The organism is Herbidospora galbida (assembly GCF_005233835.1).
In the GTDB taxonomy this organism is placed as follows: domain Bacteria; phylum Actinomycetota; class Actinomycetes; order Streptosporangiales; family Streptosporangiaceae; genus Herbidospora; species Herbidospora galbida.
Window position 1 is genome coordinate 23,147 of record NZ_SZQA01000022.1, and the last position, 22,693, is coordinate 45,839.

18 protein-coding genes are annotated in these 22,693 nt (G+C 71.0%); 9 read left to right on the forward strand and 9 right to left on the reverse strand.

All coding sequences use genetic code 11. From position 1 onward, the window contains the following. Positions 1-14 precede the first annotated feature (14 nt). From FDA94_RS39995 to FDA94_RS22110, 3 genes are read right to left on the reverse strand one after another with little or no spacing between them, the layout of a single operon-like run. Positions 15-320, reverse strand: coding sequence for a winged helix-turn-helix domain-containing protein (locus FDA94_RS39995; RefSeq protein ID WP_212735444.1), 306 nt, complete (start codon positions 318-320; stop codon positions 15-17). Beyond that, on the reverse strand, positions 317-730 hold the full coding sequence (locus FDA94_RS40000) for a hypothetical protein (RefSeq protein ID WP_137248993.1): 414 nt from the start codon (positions 728-730) through the stop codon (positions 317-319). The genes FDA94_RS39995 and FDA94_RS40000 overlap by 4 nt, the downstream gene beginning before the upstream one ends. Positions 731-784: 54 nt before the next feature. Beyond that, positions 785-1,402, reverse strand: coding sequence for an HNH endonuclease family protein (locus FDA94_RS22110; RefSeq protein ID WP_246060086.1), 618 nt, complete (start codon positions 1,400-1,402; stop codon positions 785-787). Between the two features lie 107 nt (positions 1,403-1,509). Between FDA94_RS22110 and FDA94_RS22115 the strand changes: the two genes are divergently transcribed. Then, a complete protein-coding gene (locus tag FDA94_RS22115; protein ID WP_137248995.1) occupies positions 1,510-2,202 on the forward strand; it encodes a DsbA family protein in 693 nt (230 codons plus the stop codon). Further along, on the forward strand, positions 2,183-2,713 hold the full coding sequence (locus FDA94_RS22120; protein WP_137248996.1) for a vitamin K epoxide reductase family protein: 531 nt from the start codon (positions 2,183-2,185) through the stop codon (positions 2,711-2,713). The genes FDA94_RS22115 and FDA94_RS22120 overlap by 20 nt, the downstream gene beginning before the upstream one ends. Here FDA94_RS22120 and FDA94_RS22125 read toward each other — a convergent pair. The 4 genes from FDA94_RS22125 to FDA94_RS22140 all read right to left on the reverse strand — a co-directional run bounded on the left by FDA94_RS22125 (position 2,685) and on the right by FDA94_RS22140 (position 5,273). Further along, entirely contained in the window at positions 2,685-3,635 is a 951-nt protein-coding gene (locus FDA94_RS22125) for a M56 family metallopeptidase (RefSeq protein ID WP_137248997.1), read from the reverse strand. The genes FDA94_RS22120 and FDA94_RS22125 overlap by 29 nt on opposite strands. Beyond that, positions 3,632-3,985: a BlaI/MecI/CopY family transcriptional regulator gene (locus FDA94_RS22130; protein WP_137248998.1), complete on the reverse strand. Its 354-nt coding sequence runs from the start codon at positions 3,983-3,985 to the stop codon at positions 3,632-3,634. The genes FDA94_RS22125 and FDA94_RS22130 overlap by 4 nt, the downstream gene beginning before the upstream one ends. 54 nt (positions 3,986-4,039) lie before the next feature. Next, entirely contained in the window at positions 4,040-4,600 is a 561-nt protein-coding gene (locus FDA94_RS22135) for an RICIN domain-containing protein (RefSeq protein ID WP_137248999.1), read from the reverse strand. A gap of 64 nt (positions 4,601-4,664) precedes the next feature. Next, positions 4,665-5,273 (reverse strand): dihydrofolate reductase family protein, encoded by a 609-nt coding sequence (locus FDA94_RS22140; protein ID WP_137249000.1) that lies wholly within the window; start codon positions 5,271-5,273, stop codon positions 4,665-4,667. A 176-nt stretch (positions 5,274-5,449) separates the two neighbouring features. Between FDA94_RS22140 and asnB the strand changes: the two genes are divergently transcribed. Further along, the gene (gene asnB / locus FDA94_RS22145) at positions 5,450-7,267 is read left to right on the forward strand and encodes an asparagine synthase (glutamine-hydrolyzing) (protein WP_425460167.1); all 1,818 of its coding nucleotides are present in this window, start codon (positions 5,450-5,452) and stop codon (positions 7,265-7,267) included. Here the strand turns inward: asnB and FDA94_RS22150 are convergent. Then, positions 7,251-7,760 (reverse strand): hypothetical protein, encoded by a 510-nt coding sequence (locus tag FDA94_RS22150; RefSeq protein ID WP_137249002.1) that lies wholly within the window; start codon positions 7,758-7,760, stop codon positions 7,251-7,253. The two genes, asnB and FDA94_RS22150, sit on opposite strands and share 17 nt — an antisense overlap. A gap of 307 nt (positions 7,761-8,067) precedes the next feature. On the opposite strand from FDA94_RS22150, the gene FDA94_RS22155 reads away from it, so the two are divergent. The 4 genes from FDA94_RS22155 (at position 8,068) to FDA94_RS22170 (ending at position 18,925) form a co-directional block, all read left to right on the forward strand. Beyond that, the gene (locus tag FDA94_RS22155; RefSeq protein WP_137249003.1) at positions 8,068-8,874 is read left to right on the forward strand and encodes a COG1361 family protein; all 807 of its coding nucleotides are present in this window, start codon (positions 8,068-8,070) and stop codon (positions 8,872-8,874) included. After that, complete coding sequence (locus FDA94_RS22160; protein ID WP_137249004.1) at positions 8,867-17,743, forward strand: DUF7927 domain-containing protein; 8,877 nt, start codon at positions 8,867-8,869, stop codon at positions 17,741-17,743. Before FDA94_RS22155 ends, FDA94_RS22160 begins: the two co-directional genes overlap by 8 nt. Positions 17,744-17,804: 61 nt before the next feature. Beyond that, the gene (locus tag FDA94_RS22165) at positions 17,805-18,314 is read left to right on the forward strand and encodes a hypothetical protein (protein ID WP_212735445.1); all 510 of its coding nucleotides are present in this window, start codon (positions 17,805-17,807) and stop codon (positions 18,312-18,314) included. 86 nt (positions 18,315-18,400) lie between these two features. Beyond that, entirely contained in the window at positions 18,401-18,925 is a 525-nt protein-coding gene (locus tag FDA94_RS22170; protein WP_170991062.1) for a CARDB domain-containing protein, read from the forward strand. Here the strand turns inward: FDA94_RS22170 and FDA94_RS22175 are convergent. Further along, complete coding sequence (locus FDA94_RS22175; protein ID WP_137249006.1) at positions 18,915-19,514, reverse strand: TetR/AcrR family transcriptional regulator; 600 nt, start codon at positions 19,512-19,514, stop codon at positions 18,915-18,917. The two genes, FDA94_RS22170 and FDA94_RS22175, sit on opposite strands and share 11 nt — an antisense overlap. 91 nt (positions 19,515-19,605) lie before the next feature. Here FDA94_RS22175 and FDA94_RS22180 point away from each other — a divergent pair, with 91 nt between their 5' ends. Together FDA94_RS22180 and FDA94_RS22185 are read left to right on the forward strand one after the other, a co-directional pair. Further along, positions 19,606-21,639 (forward strand): MMPL family transporter, encoded by a 2,034-nt coding sequence (locus FDA94_RS22180; RefSeq protein WP_137249007.1) that lies wholly within the window; start codon positions 19,606-19,608, stop codon positions 21,637-21,639. Next, a complete protein-coding gene (locus FDA94_RS22185; protein ID WP_137249092.1) occupies positions 21,639-22,685 on the forward strand; it encodes an LLM class flavin-dependent oxidoreductase in 1,047 nt (348 codons plus the stop codon). The genes FDA94_RS22180 and FDA94_RS22185 overlap by 1 nt, the downstream gene beginning before the upstream one ends. The last annotated feature ends 8 nt before the right edge of the window (positions 22,686-22,693 follow it).

A 22,693-nucleotide genomic window follows, 5' to 3' on the forward strand; every position in this document is an offset into this window, starting at 1 on the left:
GTGTCTGATCGTTTTCACGCCATCCCGGCGCCGTCGGCGATCGCCTTCAGCGCGGCCAGGTGACGGGTGAACGCCGCGCGCCCCTCGGGGGTCAGCTTGAGCCAGGTGCGCGGACGCTTGCCCAGGTAGCCCTTGACGACCTCGACGTATCCGGCCTTCTCGAGCGTGGTGACCTGCTTCGACAGGGTGGGGTCGGTGACCTCGACGGCGTCGCGCACGAACTGGAACTCGACCTGGTCGGCCGCCGCCAGCACGGCGACGATGGACATCCGGACGGGCGAGTGGATGACCTCGTCGAGATCGTGGCGGGGATGACTCACGCGGCTCGGCTCTCCACATACGCACCGATGAGGAACGGGGCCGCCACGACCGCCGCGCCGACGAGCGCGACCACGGGGTCGCCGTGCCAGCCGGCCAGCGTGACGGCGAGCACGAAGGCGACGTGCAGCATCATCCCAGCTCCCAGCGAGAAGGAGTAGCGGCGGACGTAGCCGCGCGGCTTGACGCTCTGCCGGTTGGCGTACCAGCCCACCCACACCGCGCAGAGCGCGGCCCAGGAGGCGGGGACGAACGTCCACGGACCGGACACGAACACCGTCGTGAACTCGGTCGCGAACAGCACGCCGCCCAGCGCGAGCAGGATGGTCACGGGCCACCTGCTCACCGCGCGCACCGCTTCGCGGTGTGACTCGGCCGCCCGCAGGGCGGCGGCCGCCTCGTCTCGATCCATGGCTCGATGATGGCAAGTACTTTCCAAGTTGGCAAGTACTTGCCATCACGGTGGTCAGCAGGTGTGCAGCATGACGCGCAGGGCCGCCTTCTCCCTCCGGGTGACCGACAGGTCGTAGTGGTGCTTCACGGTGATCCAGTCGCGGGCGTACGCGCACCAGTACCCGCGCGCCGGCGGTCGCCAGTTGGCCGGGCTGCGGCCGCCCTTGGCGAGGTTGACCGACTCGCTCACCACGACCAGCTCGGGCCGGGTGAGGTCGTGGGCGAAGGCGTGGCGGCGGGCCGGGCTCCACCGCCAGGCCCCGGAGATCCAGGCGTTGGCCAGCGGGACGACGTGGTCGACGTCGATCTCGGCGGAGTTCGTCAGGGTGCGGTCGTCGTAGGGGCTGTGCCAGAGGCCGGTCGCGTCGCCGCAGCCGCCCGAGCCGGGCGACCGGTCGTCGCGTATCAGGACGGTCTGGCGGGTGTCGCAGCCCTCGGTGCCCTCGCGCCTCCAGCCGGTCATGAACTTCGCGCGGTCGTAGCGGGCCAGGATCCGGGCGCTGGCGGGCTGCACGGTGAGCTGCTCCAGCGCCGAGCGGGCGGAGGCCCCGGCGGCGGGCGCGGGCCCGGTCGTCAGCCAGGTCGTCAGCAGGGCCGTCGCGAGAGCCGTACATGGCCGGAGGGTCTTCATGACCCGAGCGATACCCATCGGCTACTCAGGGTAGTCGGGCCGCCTTTTATGGTGCCCTCACAAGCTATCTTCTACATTGGGTAAAAGTTCAGTGAAGGGAGCGGGCCATGGGGAGTGTCCGTACCAAGGTCGCGGCGATGCGGGAGAAGGACCGGCGGGCCGCCGCCCAACGCCGGGCGCGGCTGGTCTCCATAGGCGTGGTCGGGCTGTTCGTCGTGGTCGTCGCCGCGTTCCTGGTGTTCGACCGGGCCCAGACCGCCTCCGCCGACGGCCGTTACGTCAGGGAGGACAGCCACGTGCTGTCGAAGGCGGCCGACGGCAAGGTCACGTTGGTCGAGTTCCTCGACTTCGAGTGCGAGGCCTGCCGCGCCTACTTCCCGGTGGTGGAGGAGCTGCGGAAGAAGTACGAGGGCCGGGTCACGTTCGTGGCGCGCTACTTCCCGATCCCGAGCCACTTCAACGCCGAACGCGCCGCCCGCGCGGTCGAGGCCGCCGCCCAGCAGGGGCGGTTCGAGGACATGTACAAGCGCATGTTCGAGACCCAGCAGCAGTGGGGCGAGCAGCGGGTGCCCGCCGATCCGCTGTTCCGGACCTTCGCCGAGGAGCTCAAGCTCGACCTGGCCGCCTGGGACAAGGCCTACGCCGACCCGGCCACGCTTGAGCGCATCCGCAAGGACCAGGCCGACGGCGAGGCCGTGGGCGTGACCGGCACGCCGACCTTCTTCCTCAACGAGAAGAAGATCCAGCCGGAGTCGGCCGAGGCGTTCGAGGCGGCGCTCGATGCGGCCCTGGCCGGTTGACCGGGCCACCGCGAGGTGGCTACTGGCCGGCGGCCTGATCGGGCTGGTCGCCGCGTTCGTCCTGGCGGTCGAGAAGATCGCGCTGCTCAAAGACCCGTCCTACGTCCCGACGTGCAGCATCAACCCGCTGCTGTCGTGCGGGTCGATCATGAAGACGGCCCAGGCGGAGGTGTTCGGGTTCCCGAACCCGCTGCTCGGCATCGCCGGGTTCGCCGTCGTGGCGTGCGTCGGTGCGGTGCTGCTGACGGGCGCGGAGCTGCCGTCGTGGTTCGGCTGGTCGGTGCGCGGCGGGCTGCTGCTCGGGGTGCTGTTCGTGCACTGGCTGATCTACCAGAGCCTGTACGTCATCGGCGCGCTCTGCCCCTACTGCATGGTGGTCTGGGCGGTCATGATCCCGATGGCCGTGTACGGCTGGTCGCGCAGCCCCTACCGGATCCTGATGGTGACCGGGTGGTACCTGCTGATCGTCGCCCTGATCCTGATCAGGTTCCCGAGTCTGGTACGCATGTGAGCAGGTCGGCCGACGGGTGGCAGTCCCACACCAGCCACGGCGCGACCAGCACGGCCACCGGCCCGCTCAGCACGAGCAGCGCCGACGAGTAGACCAGCACCGACACCCACCACACCGCCTGACGGCCCCGGGCCAGCAGGCGGCGGACCCGCTCGACCACCCCGGCGTCGGCGACGCCCAGCCCGCCGGCGGGGGCCGGGGCCGCCATCGCGACCAGGGCGTGGGCCAGCGGGATCGGGTCGCGGGCGTGGTCGTCGGCGATCATCTCCAGCAGCACCGCCACGGCCTGCCGGGCGGTGCGGGCGAACGGCAGCCAGGCGAACGCCTTCGCGAGCGCCACGAACGGCAGCAGCACCAGGTCGTGGCGGCCCCTGGCGTGGGCCCGTTCGTGCTTCAGGACGGCCTGGAGCTCGGCCGCCGACAGCGAGTCGATGGCCCCCTGGCTCAGCACCACCCGGCCGCCCGCTCCCGGCACGCAGTAGGCGAGGCGGCGGGCGCTCGGGAGGACGTACACGTCGAAATCGGGAAGGTGCTCCGCCGCCACGTCGACCAGCAGCCGCTGGCGGCGGCGTTCGGTCAGCGCGACCACGGCCGCCCTGACCGTGTGGGCCACCAGCCAGACCAGCACCCCGGCCGACCAGGCCAGCGCGGCGAACTCAAGCCAGCCGAGGCCGTGGAGGCCGTGCCCCCACGCCAGCTGGCGGACGAACGTGTGCATGCCGTGGGGGAACACGGCGTCGAGCGGGGCGACCGCCGCGACCAGCCCGGCGGTGATCGCGCCCAGCCCGGCCGACAGGGCGATGGCCTGCCAGAGCGCCAGCGCCGCCTTGGGGTGCCGCCACGTCCATTCGGCCCTCGCGAGCCGCGCCGCGACGCTCATCGGCAGCAGCGCGACCAGCGCCGACAGTAACCACGGGGTCATCGGGAGTCTCTCGCGTCGAGGGCCTCACGGAGGGCGGCGGCGACCTCGGGTGAGACCGTGCCGACGAACCGCTGCACGGCCCCTTCGAGGTCGCCGGCCTCGTCGAGGGCGGCCCGCATCGCCTCGGCGACGACGGCGTCCTTCTCGACGGCGGCCCGGTAGAGGTGGGCCCGGCCGACCCGCTCGCGGGAGACCAGGCCCTTGTGGGTCAGCCGCACCAGCACGGTCAGGACCGTGGTGGTGGCCGGTTGCGACGGCAGCTTCGCCGCCAGGTCGTGGGCGAAGACCCCGTCGGGGTGTTCCCACAGGGCGTCCATGATCGAGCGCTCGAGAGTGCCCAGCCGTGCCATGCCCTACAGCGTATGCAAAAGGGCCCGGACCGCGCTCGGTCCGGGCCCTCAGGGTCACGCGTTGTCGAAGAACGGCATCGAGAAGTAGATCTCCGCGTCGGAGCCGGTGAACTGCTGGGTCAGGTACCGGTTCTCCGCCGGGGACTTCGCGGCCGCGTAGTAGCCGCTCCACTTGTTCTGCATGGCCCACTTGCCGTTCTTGTAGGGGGTGAACCACATCTGGCTCTGGGTGCCGTCGCACTGGCGGACCGCGAGTTCCGCGCCCACCGAGGTGCTGATGCCGTCGATGATGTCCAGGCATCCGGCGTTGTGGTTCTCCACGAAGTACGCCCCCGGCGTCGACGGCACCGGTGTGAAGTGCCACAGGGCGCCGACGTAGATCGGGTTGATGGTGGACGGGATCGTCCACAGCTTGACCTTGACCGCGGTCGTGGTGACCTGGGAGACCGCCGAGAACTGGCCGGTCTTGATCCACCACATGCCCGGGTCCCTCGGCGGCAGCACCGCCGAGGCGTTCGGGTCCCCGTCGTTCCCCGGTCCCGCGCTGGCGGGACCGGTGACCCCGAGGCCGATCGCCGTGACGGCGGTGGCCGCGAGCAGGATCTTCTTGAGCATTGCTCCCCCTGATTAAGGTGCTTGCGCTTCTGAGGGAGAGTGAAGCCCGGCCCGGCGTCGCGTTCTAGGCAGAAGTACCGTCAGTGGAACTGTGCACGCGGTAGCGCAGGTGCGTGACGCCGGTGCCCTCGACCACCCTGATCGGGCCTTCGAACTGGACCGGCGCGATGCCGAGGTCGGCGAACAGCGAGGTGCCCCCGCCGAGCAGCACCGGGACGAGTTCCACGCCGATCTCGTCGATCAGGCCGGCCTCCAGCGCCTGGCGGGCCATCTGGCCGCCGTTGACCACGACGTCCTTGTCGCCGGCGATCTCCTTCGCCTTCGCCACGGCCGCCTCGATGCCCTCGTCGACGAACACGAAGTTCGGCCGCTCCTCCGGGACGCGGTGCGTCAGGACGACCACCGGGATGCCCATCGGGTGCATGCCGCCCCACGCGTTCGTCATGTCGTAGAGGTGGCGGCCGACGACCAGGGCGCCCGCGTTGCCCCACTCGTCCTTCAGCAGGTCGGCGCTGGCCCGCGACAGCCGCAGCGGCGGGACGTTCGGGCTCGCGCCGACGATCTCGACGTCGCCGTTGCCGTACCACTGGAACAGCAGGTCGAAGCCGCTCTCGCCGGGGCCGGCGATGAAGCCGTCGAGGGACATCGTGCCGCCGGTGATGACCTTGCCCATCTTTGGTGTCTCCTTCGGATTCTTGGTCTTCCGTCAACGCGTCGTCCGGGTTGCCGTGGTTTCGACATCGGGTCTCCAAAAAATTTTTATCCGGGCATATCGGCCCCCCGGTCGTGGGTTGCCACAGGTGTGCAAGCGATTGGGGGATCGGGAGCATGTGTGGAATCACCGGCTGGGTGGATTACGAGCGCGACCTGACAGGGGCCAGGGAGATCGCGCAGGCCATGACCGACACGATGAGCTGCCGGGGGCCCGACGACGAGGGACTCTGGCTCTCTCCGCACGCCGCGATCGGGCACCGGCGCCTGGCCATCATCGACCTCGCCGGAGGACGGCAGCCGATGATCGCCGAGGCCGACGGGCGCGAACTGGCGGTGCTCACCTACAGCGGTGAGGTCTACAACTTTCAGGAACTGCGCGACGAACTGGTATCGCGGGGGCACGCCTTCCGGACGTACAGCGACACCGAAGTGCTCCTCCACGCCTACCTGGAGTGGGGCGAGGACCTCGCCGACCACCTGAACGGCATGTTCGCGTTCGCCGTCTGGGACACCCGGACGGAACAGCTGATCCTGGTCCGCGACCGGATGGGGATCAAGCCGCTCTACTACTACCCGACGCATGACGGGGTGCTGTTCGGATCGGAGCCGAAGGCGATCCTGGCCAACCCGATGGCCGAGCGGGTGGTCGACGCCGACGGGCTGCGCGAGATGCTCGCGTTCGTGAAGACGCCCGAGGTGGCGATCTTCAAGGGCATGTACGAGGTCCGCCCAGGCCAGATCGTCAAGATCCGGCGCGAGGGCATCAGCAAGCGGCGCTACTGGCAGCTGACGGCGTACGAGCACACCGACGACATCCCGGCCACGGTGCTGAACGTGCGGGGGCTGCTCGACGACATCATCTCCCGCCAGCTCATCAGCGACGTGCCGCTGTGCACGCTGCTGTCGGGCGGGCTCGACTCCAGCGCCGTGACCGCGCTGGCCGCGCACGACCTGAAGGCGCAGGGGCTCGGCACGGTCCGGTCGTTCTCCGTCGACTTCCGCGGCTACACCGAGAACTTCAAGCCCGATGCCGCCCGCGCGACGCCCGACGGGCCCTACGCGCACGACCTGGTCAGGCACGTCGGGTCGGAGCACACCGACATCGTGCTCGACTCGGCCGACCTGATCGACCCCGCCGTCAGGGCGGCGGTGCTGCGCGCCCGGGACCTGCCGGTCGGCATGGGTGACATGGACACCTCGCTCTACCTGCTGTTCCGCGCGATCCGCAGCCACTCCACGGTGGCCCTGTCGGGCGAGTCGGCCGATGAGGTGTTCGGCGGCTACCAGTGGTTCCACGACCCGGTGGCCGTGCACGCGGACACCTTCCCGTGGCTGGCCGTCGGCGACATCGTGGGCCACATGAACCTGGACCTGCTCGACCAGGACCTGCTGCGGATGCTCGACATCCCCGGCTACCAGGCCGACAGCTACCACGACTCGATGGCCGAGGTGCCCCGCCTGCCCGGCGAGAACGGGCTGGAGGCGCGGATGCGGGAGGTCAGCTACTTCAACCTGACCCGGTTCGTGCAGATGCTGCTCGACCGCAAGGACCGCATGAGCATGGCCGTCGGGCTGGAGGTCCGGGTGCCGTTCTGCGACCACCGTCTGGTCAACTACGTCTTCAACGCGCCATGGGCGATGAAGACGTTCGACGGCCGGGAGAAGAGCCTGCTGCGCGCGGCCTGCGCCGACATCCTGCCCGACTCGATCCTGCGCCGGGTCAAGTCGCCCTACCCCTCGACCCAGGACCCGTCGTACGGTGTCGCGCTCCGCGACGCCGCCCGCGAGCTGCTGCGCGGCGACTACCTGCCGAGCCAGGAGATCATGGACCTCGTCGACGCCCGCAAGATGGTGAGCCGGGCCGACGGCGAGCCGCTGCCGAGGCCGCCGCTGGAGCGGCTGCTCCAGCTCGACGCCTGGCTGAAGGACTACGAAGTCAAGGTGAGCGTCTGAACCGGCGACGGGTCAGCACGATCAGGGCGGCGCCCTCCAGCGACGCGACCGCGCCCGCGAGGGCGAGGACCAGGAGGGCGTCGCCGCTCATTCCGGTGAAGGGCAGCTCCTCGGGACGCGCGCCATTGACGCCGGAATCACCCTGTACGTCAGAATTGCCCTGAACACCGGAATCACGCTGCACGTCGGAATCGCGATGCGTGCTGGAATCGCGGTGAATTCCGGAATCTCGGTTCGCGCCCGAATCGCCGTCGAAGTTCAGGCCGTCCACATTGCCGTGAATGCTGTCGATGCCGCCCCGATGGTCGTCGTCGGCGTGATGCGTGACCGGCTTTCCGTGGTGCCCGTCCGGCTCCTCCCCGGCGGGCGGGTCCTCCGGGGGCAGCACCCTGATCGAGACCCCCGTCGAGCCCGGATCGTCCGCCGCCAGCGCGGCTGCCGGTGTGACGGTCGCGAACAACAGTCCCGCCGCCGCGGCGATGCCTTTTCTCATTTCTCCCCCGTATATCCCTGCCCTCCGGCCCATATACCCAATTGAGGGAAGTAAGGCGCATCGGGGGAAGCTTTACGGAATATGACCCCGCTGAAAACCATGGATGGAGACTGGGAATCCACGGACGATCCTGAGCAGTCCTCTTGGCGGTCCATTGAATACCTTCTCGAATTGATCGCTATGGGGGGCATTGCGGATGGTCAATTCGGTTCGGGGCGGCACGGCGGGATTCCTCGTCGTGTTGTGTCTTTTCTTGACCCAAGGCACACCGGTTCGGGCGGCCGGACCGGAGGAGCCCGCCTTCTCGATGCAGGTCACGCCGACCCGGCTGGTCGTTCCGGCCGGGACCTCCGAGCACCGGTTCGAGGTGACCAACAAGGGCCGGGAGGCGTTCCAGGTCACCGTCGAGAGATCCGACTTCGTCGCCGGTGAGTCAGGGGCGATGCGCTTCCAGCCCGGCGCCCCCTACGCGGCGGCGGCCTGGGCCGTGGTCGAACCGGCCCAGCTGACGGTGCCGCCGGGGGAGACCCGGCCGGTGACGCTACGCGTGGTCGTGCCGGAGACCCCGGAACCCGGCGACCACCAGTTCGCCGTGATCTTCAAGGTTCCGGCGGCGAAGACCACGGCGAACATCCGGATCAACCGGGGGATCGCCGCGCCGGTGTTCGTCACCGTGCCCGGGGCGATCGACCTGTCGGCGGAGATCGCCGACCTGCAAGCGCCCGGGTTCGTGCTCGGCGGGCCGGTCCCGATCACCGCGCGGATCCGCAGCACCGGGACGGTCCACCGGGACTTCCGGGGGCCGGAGCGGCTCAAGGTCCGGGCCGGCGGAACGGATCTGCCGTTCCCCGACTTCACCGTCGTGCGCGGGGCCACCCGTGAGGTGGCCGCCACCTGGGACCCGCCGCTCGTCTGCTTCTGCGACGTGACCGTGGCGGTCCCCGGCGGAAACACCCGGACGGTTCAGGTGGTCGTCTTCCCGCTGCACCTGCTCGTCGTCTTCATCGCCGTCGTGATGGGCGGCGCGCTGATCTGGGTCGTCGCCCGGCACCGGTACCGTCGCCGGGTCGAGTCGGCCGCCCGCGAACTGGCGGGGAGCGGCAGCCGTGCTTAAGCGGGTTCTCGCCGTCGCCCTCGTCGCCACGGCCGTGCACGTCCCCGCGTCGGTGTCGCACGCCGCCGGGTCGACGCTGTTCGTGCAGTCGTTCAAGAACAACACGATCGACCCCGCCTATCCGGTGACGATCCCGGCGCTGCCCGCCGGGTCGACCGGCAGCAACGTCGCCTGCCTGTCGGCCGCCGGGAACACCACCGGGACGGGGCTGAAGAGCTGCACCACCTCGACCGAGGTCAACGGCTCGGGCGCGCTGCGGCTGACGAGCGCGGTCACCAGCCAGCAGGGCGGGGTCTTCGGCGCCACGTCGGTGCCGACCTCGCAGGGCCTCGACGTGACGTTCAACATGTACCAGTACGGCGGCGGCGGCGCCGACGGCATGGCGTTCGTCGTCGCGGCCGTCGATCCGGCCAACCCGGTGCCGCCCGCCACCATCGGGCGGCCCGGCGGTTCGCTGGGGTACTCGCCGTTCGCGGCAGGGGACGGGCTGGCCCACGCCTATCTCGGGTTCGGGTTCGACGCCTACGGCAACTTCAGCAACTCCTCCTACCAGGGCGCCGGGTGCACGAACCCGCCCTACATCTCGACCACCGGGACCGTCCCCGGCCAGGTCGTGGTGCGCGGGCCGGGTGCGGGCACCGTCGGCTACTGCGCCCTGAACAGCACGGCCACCTCGACGAACTCGGCGGCCCTGCGGCTGCGGGGCACCACCCGGGCGGCGTCGGTGGTCCCGGTCGCGATCGCGATCAACCCGACGTCGAGCACGCTGACCACGGCCGCCGGACTGTCGGTCGCGGCGGGCACCTACGTGGTCCAGTTCACCCCGGTCAACGGATCCCCCCGCACGCTGACGGGCGCGCTCCCCACGGTGTCGTCGGGCCTCTACCCGTCGTCCACGTGGACGACGGCGGCCGGCATTCCTCGCCAGCTCGCGTTCGGCTGGGTGGCCTCGACGGGCGGCGTCACCGACTTCCACGAGATCGACAACGTCGTGGTCAACAGTCTCAACCCGGTGCCCGACCTGACCGTGACGCAGACGAGCTACAACGGCTCGGCGCCGAAGCCGGGCGATCCGGTGACCTACACGGTCAGGCCCGTGGTGTCGACGACGGGCGCCAACGAGACGCTGCCGATCGCCGTGACCGAGACGCTCCCGGCGGGCGTGGTGCCCGTGGGCGCGTTCGGCAACGGCTGGGTCTGCGGGACGCCGTCGGGACAGAAGATCACCTGTACGAACTCCAGCACCCCGTTCCCCAGCGGCACGACCCTGCCGACGATCACCGTCGTCGGCATCGTCACCGGAAACGCGGTGACGCCGTCGACCGTCCAGACCGGTACGACGGTGACGGTCTCCTCCAACGACGGCAACCCGGGCATCGCGACCACCACCACGGCGGGCACGATCCCGGCCGCGCCGTCGGGCATCAGTCTGTCGACCACCAGCGGCACCATCGCGGGCGGCGGGACCGTGACCGTCAGCGGGTCGAACCTGAGCGGCGCGACCGCCATCGAGATCGGCACCACGGCCGAGCAGCAGGCCGGCACGCCGGTCGTGCTGCTGCCGTGCTCCAGCGTGATCACCACGAACTGCTTCGTCGCCAACGCCAACGGCACGCTGACGATCCCGTCGATGCCGTCGCGTCCCTCGGCGGCGGCCGTGTCCGTGACGGTGGTTACCCAGGGTGTTGCCGGGGCCGCCGCCTACATCTACACCTCTGCCCCCGGCACGCCGACCGCGCCCACCGCGACGGCGGGCGCCACCAGCGCGACCGTGACATGGACGGCGCCCTCGCCGAACGGCAGCCCGATCACGGGCTACGTCGTCACCCCCTACCTGAACGGCGTCGCGCAGCCGCCGATCTCCTATCCGTCCACCGCGACGACGCGGACGCTCACCGGCCTGACGGCCGGGGCCTCCTACACCTTCACCGTCGCGGCCGTGAACGCCGTCGGGACCGGAACGGCGAGCCCGCAGTCGAACACGGTCGTGCCCTACACGGTGCCGGGGCGGCCGACGATCACCTCCGCCACCGCCGGGGACCTGTCGGCCACGCTGACCTGGTCGCCTCCGGCGTCGAACGGCGGCAGCGCGATCACGGGCTACGTCGTCACGCCCTATCTCAACGGCGTCGCGCAGCCGCCGATCTCCTACTCGTCCACCGCGACGACGCAGACGGTGACCGGGCTGACGGCGGGGGCGTCGTACACCTTCACGGTCGCGGCGGTGAACGCGGCGGGCACGGGGTTGCCGTCGACGGTGTCCACGACCGTGACGCCGAACGCCAACCCGCAGCTCACCTTCGGGCCGCCGCCGGGCGGGCAGGTGAACGTCGCCTACAACGTGCCGCTGACGATGACGGGCGGCACCGCGCCGATCACCTGGTCGGTCAGCGCCGGGTCGTTGCCTCCGGGGGTGACGCTCAACCCGTCCACCGGCCTGCTGTCGGGGACGCCGACGTCGGCGGGCACCTACACCTTCACCGTCCGGATCGTCGACGCGAGCGGGCAGAGCGACACCCGGGCGGCGACGGTGACGATCGTGCCGCCCCCCGTGCTGACCGTTCCGCCACCACCGGCCGCGCAGGTGGCCGTGGCCTACAACCTGCCGCTGTCGGTGTCGGGCGGCACCGCCCCCTACGCCTACTCGCTCGCCTCGGGGGCACTGCCGCCGGGGCTGACGCTGAACGCCACGACCGGCCTGATCTCGGGAACCCCGACCACACAAGGTGCCTACGCCTTCACGGTGAAGGTGACCGACGCGAACGGGCAGAGCGACACCAGGTCGGCGTCGATCACGGTGGGGGCCGGGCCGCTGGTCATCACCAAGTCGGCCGACCAGTCGGCAGCGGTGCCGGGATCGACGGTCTCGTACACGATCACCGTGGCGAACACCGGCCCGTCGGCCTTCACCGGGGTCACCCTGAGCGACCCGCTGGCCGACGTGCTCGACGACGCCACCTACAACGGCGACCTCGCCGCGTCGCTGGGCAGCGCCTCGCTGAGCGGGCAGGACGTGACCTGGACCGGCAACCTGGCCGCCGGGGCGACCGCGACGATCACCTACTCGGTGACCGTGAAGACGGGCGGGAACGGCACCCTGACCGACACGGTCGTGTCGCCGATCTCGGGCACCAACTGCGCCGCCTCCAGCGGTGACAGCCGCTGCCGGTCGACGGTCCTGCTGCAGGCGCTCGTCATCGGCAAGACCGCCGACACGGCCAACCCCACGCCGGGGGCGACCGTGACCTACACGATCACGGTCACCAACACCGGGAAGACGGCGTACTCCCCGGCCACGTTCTCCGACGCGCTCGCCGGAGTGCTCGACGACGCGACGTACAACGACGACGCGACGGCGACCTCGGGCACCGTGACCTACGGTGCCCCGACGTTGTCGTGGTCGGGCAACCTGTCCGCGGGCGCGTCGGCCACCATCACCTACTCGGTGACGGTCCGCGACCCCGACCCCGGTGACCGCGCGCTGACCAACACGGTGACCTCGGCCAGCCCGGGTAACAACTGCCCGTGCACGGTCAGCGTCACGACGCTGGTGCCGCAGCTCACCGTCACCACCGCCACCGACGTGTCGAGCACGACGCCCACCGGCGTGGTGCGCCACACGGTGACCGCCACCAACACCGGGCAGACGAGCTACCCGGCGGCCGACTTCACGCTCGCGCCGGCGGGGGACGCGACCTACGACAACAACGCCAACGCCACCTCGGGCAACCTGACGCTGAACCCGGACGGGACGATCACCTGGACCGGCCCGCTCGCGCCCGGCCAGTCGGTGACCGCCACCGCGTCGGTCACCGTGAACAACCCGGCCACGGGCACGCTGACCAGCAACGTCACCTCGACGACGGCCGGCCTGAACTGCGTGTCGTGTACGACCTCCGTCCCGATCCTGCAACCGCAGCTGACCCTGACGAAGACCGCGAGCTCCCCGACCGTCACACCCGGCGGCACGGTCACCTACACGATCACCGCAGCCAACACCGGCCAGGTCCCTTACCAGGGGGCGACCTTCACCGACCCGCTGACGGGCGTGCTCGCCGACGCCGTCTACAACGGCGACGCCTCGGCCACCTCCGGCACGGTCGTCTACGACGCGCCCGTGTTGTCGTGGACGGGCGACCTCGCGGTGGGCGCCACGGCGACGATCACGTACACGGTGACTGTGAGGAACCCCGACCCGGGCGACCGGCTCATGTCCAACACGGTGGTGTCCCCGGTCCTGGGCAGCACCTGCCCGCAGGGGTCGCCGAACCCGGACTGCACCGCCGTGGTGAACGTGCTCGTGCCCGGCCTGTCGATCACCCGGCAGGCCGACCGGACCAGCGCCGCCCAGGGCGACGTGATCCGCTACACGATCACGGCCGAGAACACCGGCCAGACGCCCTACACCGGGGCGAGCCTGACCGACCAGCTCGCCCAGCTCCTCGACGACGCCGTCTTCAACGGGGACGCCGTCGCCACGTCGGGAACGGTGTCGTACACCGCGCCGAACCTGACCTGGACGGGCGACCTCGCGGTCGGCGCGACCGCGACGATCACCTATTCGGTGACGGTCCGCGACCCCGACCCCGGCGACGGGCTGATCACGGGCACGGTCGTCTCGACCGATGCCGGGTCGACCTGCCCGACCGGCTGCTCCTCGACGGTACGCCTGTCCCGCCTCGCCCTGAGCCAGGCCTACACCGAGACGAGCACCACGCCCGGCTCGGTCATCCACCTGAGCGCGACGTTCGCCAACACGGGCCAGACGCCCTACACGGGCCTCACCGTGTCGGCCTCCAGTCTCGACGTCATCGACGACGCGGTCCCGAACGGCGACCAGGTCGCCACCTCGGGGAACCTCGTCCTCGGTCCGACCGGCATCAACTGGACGGGTGACATCCCCGTCGGCGGCACGGTGACCGTCACCGGGACGCTCACCGTGAAGAACCCCGACACCGGCAACAAGATCATTCGGGGCACGCTCGTCTCCGACGTGCCGGGCAGCTCCTGCCCGACCGGCGGCACGAATCCGGCCTGCACCGCGCGGATCGACGTGCTGATCCCGGCCCTGACGATCACCACCACGCCCGACACCACCACCCAGGAGCCCGGAGGCGTCGTCCGGTACACGACGACGATCACCAACAGCGGCCAGACGCCCTACACCGCGATCACCGTCAGCGACGACCTGACCGGCCTGCTCGACGACGCCGTCTACAACGACGACGCGTCGGCCACCGCGGGCACGGCCGTCTTCGTCACGCCGCAACTGCACTGGACGGGCGACCTCGCCGTCGGCGCCACCGCGATCGTGACCTACAGCGTGACCGTCCGCGACCCCGACCCGGGTGACAAGCAGCTCATCAACGCGGTGACCTCGGCCGAGCCGGGCAGCGCGTGCGTCTCGGCCTGCACGTCGCGGGTGGTCGTGCTGACTCCGGCGCTGACCGTGGCGACCTCGGCCGACCGGCAGACCGCCGTCCCCGGCGACACCGTCACCTTCACCACGACGATCACCAACACCGGCCAGACGTCGTACACGGGCACCACCGCCCTCACCGACCTGGCGGGGCTGCTCGACGACGCCGCGTACGGCGGCGACGCCGTCGCCACGTCGGGGTCGGTCGCCTATACGGCGCCCACGCTCACCTGGACCGGGGACCTCGCGGTGGGCGCCAGTACGACGATCACCTTCACGGCGGTCGTCGACAACCCCGACCTGGGCGACAAGCGGCTGACCGCGGTGACCACCTCGGCCGCGAAGGGCGCCAACTGCCCGGCGGGATCGGCCGACACGCCCTGCGCGGTCACCGTGGTGGTCACCGACGCCACCGATCTCACCTTCACCAAGACGGCCGACCCGTCGTCGGTGGTGCGGGGCGGGGTCGTGACGTACACGATCACCGTGGCCAACACCGCCGCCACGCCCTATGTGGGGGCGACCTTCACCGACCCGCTGACGGGGGTGCTGGACGACGCCTCGTACAACGGCGACCTGGCCGCGACGTCGGGCACCGCCGCCTTCAGCTCGCCGAACGTGACCTGGACGGGGAACGTCCCGGCCGGGGGCACGGTGACCGTCACCTACTCGGTGACGGTGAATCCGGCGGGCGGCTCCGGCGACGACCTGCTCACTGGTACGCTCACCTCCCCCCCGCCGGGGGGCAACTGCCCGGCCGGGGGCGCCGACCCGCGCTGCTCGGCCACGGTCACGGTGTCGGAGCTGGAGATCGCCGCGTCGTCCAGCGCCGCCAGCGTCAAGCCGGGGCAGACGGTGCAGCTCACCACCGTGTTCACCAACACCGGGCAGACGCCCTACTACGGGATCAGTGTGGCGATCCCCGTCGGCGGCTTCGTCGGCGACATCACGCCGACCGGCGAGCAGACGGTCACCTCGGGGACGTTGTGGGTCGACGGTCTCGACCTCATGTGGACGGGCGACATCCCCGTGGGCGGCAGCGTCACGGTGTCGGCGACGTTCACCGTCGACTCGCCGCCGAGCGGGGACCGGCGCATCGTCACCCGGCTGGTGTCCGCCGCGCCGGGCTCGAACTGCCCGGTCGGCGGCACCGACCCGGCGTGCGCGATCGACGTGCCGGTGCTGCTGCCGCAGCTCACCCTCGCCAAGACGGCCGACCGCGCGGTGGCCCAGCCGGGCGACGTGGTGGCGTACACGATCACGATCGCGAACACCGGCGAGACGCCCTACACGGGGATCGGCGTCACCGACCCGCTGGCGGGCGCGCTCGACGACGCCGTGTACGGCGCGGACGCCGCCGCCACGACCGGATCGGTGGACTTCGCCGACTCGGCGCTGACCTGGACCGGGGACCTGGCGGTCGGGGCGTCGGCGACGGTGACCTACACGATGACCGTGCGGTCGCCCGACCCGGGCGACAAGATCATGGCCAACACGGTGACGTCGGACGCCGAAGGGGTGTCGTGCGGGGCGTGCAGCAGCAACGTCCAGGTCCTCACCCCGGCGCTGACGATCGTGAAGTCGGCGAGCCCGGAGTCGACGGCGCCGGGCGGGACGGTGACCTACACGGTCACGGTCACCAACACCGGGCAGACGAACTACCCGGCGGCCACGTTCACCGACCCGCTGGCGGGGGTGCTCGACGACGCCGTCTACAACAACGACGGCGGCGCCACGCGGGGGACCGTCGACTTCTCGGCCGGCGAACTCGTCTGGACGGGGGCGCTGGCCATCGGCCAGTCGGCGACGGTCACCTACTCGGTCACCGTCCGCAACCCCGACCCGGGTGACCGGATGTTGTCGAGCCGGATCACCTCGCCGACGGTCGGCGGCAACTGCGGGACGGACCCGCGCTGCGAGACCGACGTGCCGGTGGCGGTGTTCACCGTCGTCTCCGCCACCGACCGGACGGTCGCGATGCCGGGAGACGTCGTGCGCTACACGGTGACCGCGACCAACAACGGCCGCACCACCTTCACGCCGGCCGACTTCACGCTGTCGCTGGCCGGCGCGCTGGCGAACGCCCAGTACAACAACGACGCGCAGGTCAGCAGCGGCGGCCTGACCTTCAACGTCGACGGCTCGGTCACCTGGAACGGCGCCCTGGCCCCCGGCGAGTCGGTCACCGCGACGTCCTCGATCACCGTGGTCGATCCGGGCGGCGACGGTGGCACGCTGACCAGCGACGTCACCTCGACCACCCCGGGCCTCGACTGCCAGGCCTGCACGACCGCGGTTCAGGTCCTCATCCCGGAACTGACCCTGACCACGGTCGCCGACCGGGAGACCGCGACCCCGGGCGACGTCGTGACCTACACGATCACCGCCAGGAACACCGGCGAGGCGCCCTACCAGGACGCGACCTGGAGCACGTCCCTGATCGGTGTGCTCGGCGACGCGGACTACAACGGCGACGCCACGGCGACCTCGGGCGTGGTGGACTACGCCGAGCCGACGTTGTCGTGGACCGGCGACCTGGCCCTGGGCGCGGTCGCCACGGTCACCTTCTCGGTGCGCATCAAGGACCCGGATCCGGGCGACGGCCGGCTCACCCAGCAGGTGGTGTCGTCGACCAGGGGCGCGACCTGTCCGGGCGGCCCGTCGTGCTCGACGACCGTGCGGGTGCTGACGCCGGAGCTCACGATCACCAAGCAGGCCGACGTGGCGAGCATCGTCGCCGGTGGCATCGTGAACTACACCGTGACGGTGGCCAACACGGGGCAGACGCCGTACACGGGGGCGACCTACACCGACCCGATCGGCGGGGCGATCTACGGCGGCGACGCCTGGGCCTCCTCGGGCTTCGTCTCGCCGATCAACGGCGAGCTGATCTGGACGGGCGACCTGACGGAGGGCGCCACCGCGACCGTCACCTATTCGGTGCGGATCGACCCGGCCGCCGGCGACGGCGCCCTGGCCACCACGATCACGTCGCCCACCCGGGGCTCCAACTGTGCGGTGGGCTCGACCGACCAGCGCTGCTCGACGACCATCGCCGTGATCGCCCAGAGCATCGCCGTGGCCGACCTGACCAGGAACTTCACCCTGACCGGCCCGCCCGACACCACCCGGCGCGGCGACGGCATCGTGACGATGAACGTCATCACCAACAGCCCGACCGGCTACACGGTGACCGTGCGGTCGTCGGCGCCCGCGCTGACCTCGCCGGTGACCGGCGCCTCGATCCCGATCTCCGCGCTGAAGGTGCGGTCGCCCGAGACGTCTGGATTCGAGCCGCTGTCGGCGACGACGCCGATCGTCGTGCACCGCCGGTCGGGGCCGTCGGCGCAAATCGGGGATTCTCTCTCGAATGATTATGAGGTTGATATTCCATTTGTCCCCTCGGGTAGCTATTCGGTGACCCTCGACTATATTGCCAGCACATCATGAGTTTAACTACGGGAAATCGCGGTGATCATGGCGTCGAGGTTAATTGAAAGGGATGACACAAATGCCTTACATCAGAATCGCGTGCGCGGCTTTCGCCTGCCTGGCGAGCGTATTGAGCGCCGTGCCCGCCGCCGCCGACACGGCGACCGGCAACACCGAGGCGATCGTCGAGGTCACCGACCAGATCACGCTCACCGAGCTGACCTCGTCGTTCACGCTGACGGGCGTGCCACGCGACGTCGTGACCACCGCAGCCCCGGTGACCATGCGCGTGACCACGAACAACTTCGCCGGTTACACCGTGACGGTGCAGCCGACAACACCCAACCTGCTGCCGTCGATCGCCGGCAGCACCGACGTCATCCCGGCTTCGCTGCTCGAGGTCAGCGGCCCGGCCCAGGTGGGCACGTTCACCCCGCTGAACCCGGGCACGCCGGTCGTCGTCGACACCAAGCCGTCGGCTTCGGCGTCCACGGGCGACGTCATCGCGAACAACTACCGCATCACCATTCCGTTCGTCCGCCCCGACATCTACCGGGGCACGCTGAATTACATCGCCACCACGCTCTAATGCCGGAGAATGGCCGGCGGAATATCCGTCCGCCGGCCTCTGGGGGGACCATGGCGTTTTGGGGAAAAATCGCGGGAATAACAGCTGTGCTGTTGGCCGTCGCACCGGCTGCGCACGCGAAACCGAAGGCTCAGCTGACCATCGCGGTCGAAGGCCGCGGCGACTCGGTCAAGCAAGGACAGCGGCTGACGTACACGACGACGGTGACCAACACGGGCGCCGGTGACGCCAGGTCCCTCGACATCAGCCAGACGGTCGATCCCGGGCTGACGCTGGTCTCGTCGTCGCCGTCGGGGAAGGCGGCCGACGGCCGGGTGCGCTGGACGCACCCGCTGAGGGCGGGCGAGACCGTGACGTTCAGCGTGACCATGGACGTGAAACGGCTGGCCCCCGGACTGAAGCGGCTGGCGGTGGTCTCCTGCGCGGCCCGCGCGGGTGAGGCGAGGCCGCTGGTGTGCGCGACCGACTCGGCCCCCGTGGCCGCCCCGGCGCCGGTGGCGATGAAGACCCAGGGGTCGTCGGCGCCGGTGGCGTGGAGCGCGGGCGCCGCCCTGCTGGCCGTGCTGCTGGTGCTCGTGTGGCGGCGCCGGACGGGCGCGTCTATGCGCTGAGCGAGGTCAGATATCCCCCCAGCACCCGCTTGAGCTCGGCGATCTCGGCCGGGCGCTCCTCCTCCGGCGCCGCCGTCACCAGCGGCGTCATGGCCTGGAAGATCCTGACCAGCACCCGCGCGCTGCGCGCCCTGCCGTCCGGGGAGAGCCCCGGCACCCGGGCGCCGAGGATCGACTCGACCTGCCCGAGCATCGCCGCCTGGATCGGCTGCGACGACTCGGCGAGCGCGGCCGGCATGTCGGGCCGGGCGAACAGCGCCTTGAACCCCGGGTTGGCCAGGTTGAACGCCACCAGCGGGTCGACCACCCGGTCGAGCAGCTCGCCGAGGTCCATCGCGGCGACGTCGGCCCCGCCGAACGCCGAGGCGTGGGCGGTCCGCATGTCGGCGACGAACCGGTCGGCCAGCGCGCGGGCCACCGCCTCCTTGCTCGGGAAGAACTGGTAGAGCGAGCCGGGGGAGATCCCGGCCCGCGCGGCGATGGCGTTCGTGGACGCCTTCTCGTAGCCCAGTTCGGCGAAGGCGTCGGCCGCCGCGTCGAGGATCTCGGCCATCCGCCGCTCACCGCGCGCCTGCCGGCGTCGCTCCATCACGATCTCCCTTGAAAATGCGAGCGACCGCTCGTATTGTTCAAACGCGAGCGTTTGCTCGCAAAAATCCTATCAAGGGGATCGATTCGTCGTGCGCGGAGCCAGCTGGGTGCTCGTCCTGGGCCTCCTGATCACGCTCGCCGCCGGGGCCGTCGCCGCCGGAACGCTCAACGCCCTCTCGCTCAGCCGCTTCGAGGCCCCCGGCTCGGAGTCGATGCGGGCCAAGGAGACTCTCGCCGCGCAGTTCGGCACCGGCAGCCCCAACCTCGCCCTCCTCGTCACGGCCAAAGAGGGCACCGTCGACGACCCCGAGGTCGCCGAGGCGGGCCGCGAGCTGACCCGCGAACTCGCCGCCCGCAGCGGGGACGCCTGGTCGTACTGGACACGTGGTTCGGCCACCCTGCGCAGCCAGGACGCCCGGCAGGCCCTCGTGCTGGCCTGGATCCCGGGCGACGCCGACGCGGTCAGACGGACCGTCCTGCCGGCGCTCACACCGGAGTTCACCCGCGACGGCCCGCTGGTCAGGGTCGAGGTCGGCGGCGGCGACGAGGTGTTCCGGCAGGTCATGGAGCAGGCCAGGACCGACTTCCTGCGCGCGGAGCTGGTCGTGCTGCCGATGGTCCTGCTGCTGCTCTGGCTGGTCTACCGCCGGTTCGCCGCCGCCCTGGTCACCCTCGCCGTCGGCGTCGCCGCCGTGGCCGGTTCGCTCGCGCTGATCCGCGCGGTGACCCTCTTCACCGACGTCTCCACGTTCGCCGCCAACCTCGCCCTCGTCATGGGCGTCGGCCTCGGCGTCGACTACGGCCTGTTCGTCGTCTTCCGCTTCCGCGAGGAACTCGGCCGGGGCGCGGCGGTCGACGAGGCGGTCGCCCGGACCGTCCGGACCGCCGGGCGGACCGTGGTGTTCAGCGGCGTCACCGTCGCCGCCGCGCTCGCGGTCCTGCTCGCCTTCCCGTTCCCGTTCCTCCGGTCGTTCGGGTACGCCGGCCTCGCGGTCGTCGTCGCCGCCGTGCCCAGTGCGACGGTGCTGCTGCCCGCCGCCCTGCGGCTGCTGGGCCACCGGGTCACCCGGCGTCGTCCGGCCCCGGCCCCGGTCTTCTGGGGAGAGGTGGCCACCCGGGTCATGCGCCGGCCGCTGCTGCTGGGCGGGGCGGCGCTGGCGCTCGTGTTGCTGCTCGGCTCGCCGTTCCTCGGCATCAGGTTCGGCCTCCCCGACGACCGCGTGCTGCCCGAATCGGCTCCCGCCCGTCAGCTCTACGACCAGGTCAGAGCCGGGTTCCCGGTGGAGGAGGCGGACGCCGTCCAGGTCGTGGCGGCCAGGGAAAACCTCCCGGCGTCCTACGCGGCGGAGCTGTCCCGGATCGACGGCGTCGCGCGGGTCGACTCGGCGGCCGGGTCGTTCGCCGACGGCCGGCCGGTCGGGCCCCCTGCGGGCACCCGGTTCGCGGCCGGGGGCGGGACGTGGCTCTCGGTCGTGGCCTCCGGCGACCGGCTCGACCTGGTCGCCGACGTCAGGGCGCTGCCCGCGCCGGTCGGCGTAGTGGTCGGCGGCTACCCGGCCGAGCTGGCCGACTACCGCGACGGCGTCGTGGGCCGCCTGCCGCTGGTCGCCGGGCTGATCGTGCTGGTCACGTGCGTGGTGCTGTTCGTGATGAGCGGCAGCGTCGTGGCCCCGCTGAAGGCGGCGGTGCTGAACCTGCTCAGCCTGTCGGTCATGTTCGGCGCGCTGGTCTTCCTCTTCCAGGACAGAACGGGCAGCATCGAGCCCAGCATCCCGATCCTGATGTTCTGCGTCGCCTACGCCCTGTCCATGGACTACGAGGTCTTCCTGCTCTCCCGCATCAAGGAGGAGTACGACCGCACCGGTGACGTCGTGAGCTCCGTACCGAACGGAATCGCGCGGAGCGCGCCGCTCGTCACCGCGGCGGCCGCGATCCTGGCGGCCTCCTTCGCCGTGTACGCCACCTCCGGCGTCGTCTTCCTGCAGATGCTCGGCGTGGGCATGGCCCTCGCGGTAGTGGTCGACGCGACGATCATCAGAGGGGTGCTGCTGCCCGCCGCGATGGCCCTGGCCGGGCAGGCGAACTGGTGGGCGCCGCGACTACTGACAAGGAGACGCCGCTGATCCGCATCGGGATCTTCCTGGTCGGCGCGCTGTTCCCCGGCCAGACCTCCGGCGAGGTGCTGCGGAACACCGTCGAGACCGTCGTCGCCGCCGAACGGGCCGGCTTCGACGACGCCTGGCTCGCCGAACACCACTTCATGTCCTATGGCGTGATTCCCTCAGCCGTCACGCTGGCGGGGGTGGCCCTGGGCCGCACGTCGCGGATCCGCGTCGGGACGGCCGTGAGCGTGCTGTCCACCCGCCACCCGGTCGCCCTCGCCGAGGAGGCCGCGATCCTGCACCACGCCTCGGGCGGCCGCTTCGAACTCGGCGTGGGCCGCGGCGGCCCCTGGGTCGACCTGGAGGTCTTCGGCACCGGCCTGCCCCGCTTCGAGCGCGGCTTCGCCGAGTCCCTCGACCTGCTCTGCGCGGCGCTGACCAGGGAAAGCGTGTCGGCCGACGGGGAGTTCTTCCGCTTCCGCGAGGTCCCCGTGACGCCGTCGCCGCCGGGCCTGCGCCCGGTCGTCGCCTGCACCTCGGCGCAGACCGCCGACCTGGCCGCCGCACGCGGCCTGCCGATGCTGCTGGGCCTGCACGTCGGCGACGAGGAGAAGGCCGCGATGCTCGCCCGCCACTCCGCCGCCGGGGAGAAGGCCGCGACGCTCACCCTGCACTCCGCCGCCGAGGGGGTTTCGCCGTCGACCGCCACCGGAGTCCCGGCCGACCACATCGGAGCCGCCGTCGGGTTCGTGGCCGACACGACCGACGAGGCCGTCGCCGAGCTCAAGCGGGCGATGCCGCGCTGGCTGCGCCCCGGTCTGGCCGGTTACGTCCCGGTCGACGGCCGCCCACGACCCGCCCGCGACGTCGACGCCTATGTCGACCTGCTCTGCCGTATCCACCCGGTCGGATCGCCGGAGCACTGCGTCGGAGTGCTGCGCGAGACGATCCGGCGTACCGGTCTGACCAGGTTGATCCTCCTGGTGGAAGGCGCGGGCGACCATCGCAGGACCCTGGAGAACGTGGCCCGGCTCGGCCGGGAGGTGCTGCCGCTGATGAGAACGTGATTCGTCCA

Coding starts and splice junctions, on each gene's coding strand:
- FDA94_RS40000 (WP_137248993.1), bottom strand. CDS start 730: ATGGATCGAGACGAGGCGGCCGCCGCCCTGCGGGCGGCCGAGTCACAC.
- FDA94_RS22110 (WP_246060086.1), bottom strand. CDS start 1,402: ATGAAGACCCTCCGGCCATGTACGGCTCTCGCGACGGCCCTGCTGACG.
- FDA94_RS22115 (WP_137248995.1), top strand. CDS start 1,510: ATGGGGAGTGTCCGTACCAAGGTCGCGGCGATGCGGGAGAAGGACCGG.
- FDA94_RS22120 (WP_137248996.1), top strand. CDS start 2,183: ATGCGGCCCTGGCCGGTTGACCGGGCCACCGCGAGGTGGCTACTGGCC.
- FDA94_RS22125 (WP_137248997.1), bottom strand. CDS start 3,635: ATGACCCCGTGGTTACTGTCGGCGCTGGTCGCGCTGCTGCCGATGAGC.
- FDA94_RS22130 (WP_137248998.1), bottom strand. CDS start 3,985: ATGGCACGGCTGGGCACTCTCGAGCGCTCGATCATGGACGCCCTGTGG.
- FDA94_RS22135 (WP_137248999.1), bottom strand. CDS start 4,600: ATGCTCAAGAAGATCCTGCTCGCGGCCACCGCCGTCACGGCGATCGGC.
- FDA94_RS22140 (WP_137249000.1), bottom strand. CDS start 5,273: ATGGGCAAGGTCATCACCGGCGGCACGATGTCCCTCGACGGCTTCATC.
- FDA94_RS22150 (WP_137249002.1), bottom strand. CDS start 7,760: ATGAGAAAAGGCATCGCCGCGGCGGCGGGACTGTTGTTCGCGACCGTC.
- FDA94_RS22155 (WP_137249003.1), top strand. CDS start 8,068: ATGCAGGTCACGCCGACCCGGCTGGTCGTTCCGGCCGGGACCTCCGAG.
- FDA94_RS22165 (WP_212735445.1), top strand. CDS start 17,805: ATGCCTTACATCAGAATCGCGTGCGCGGCTTTCGCCTGCCTGGCGAGC.
- FDA94_RS22175 (WP_137249006.1), bottom strand. CDS start 19,514: ATGGAGCGACGCCGGCAGGCGCGCGGTGAGCGGCGGATGGCCGAGATC.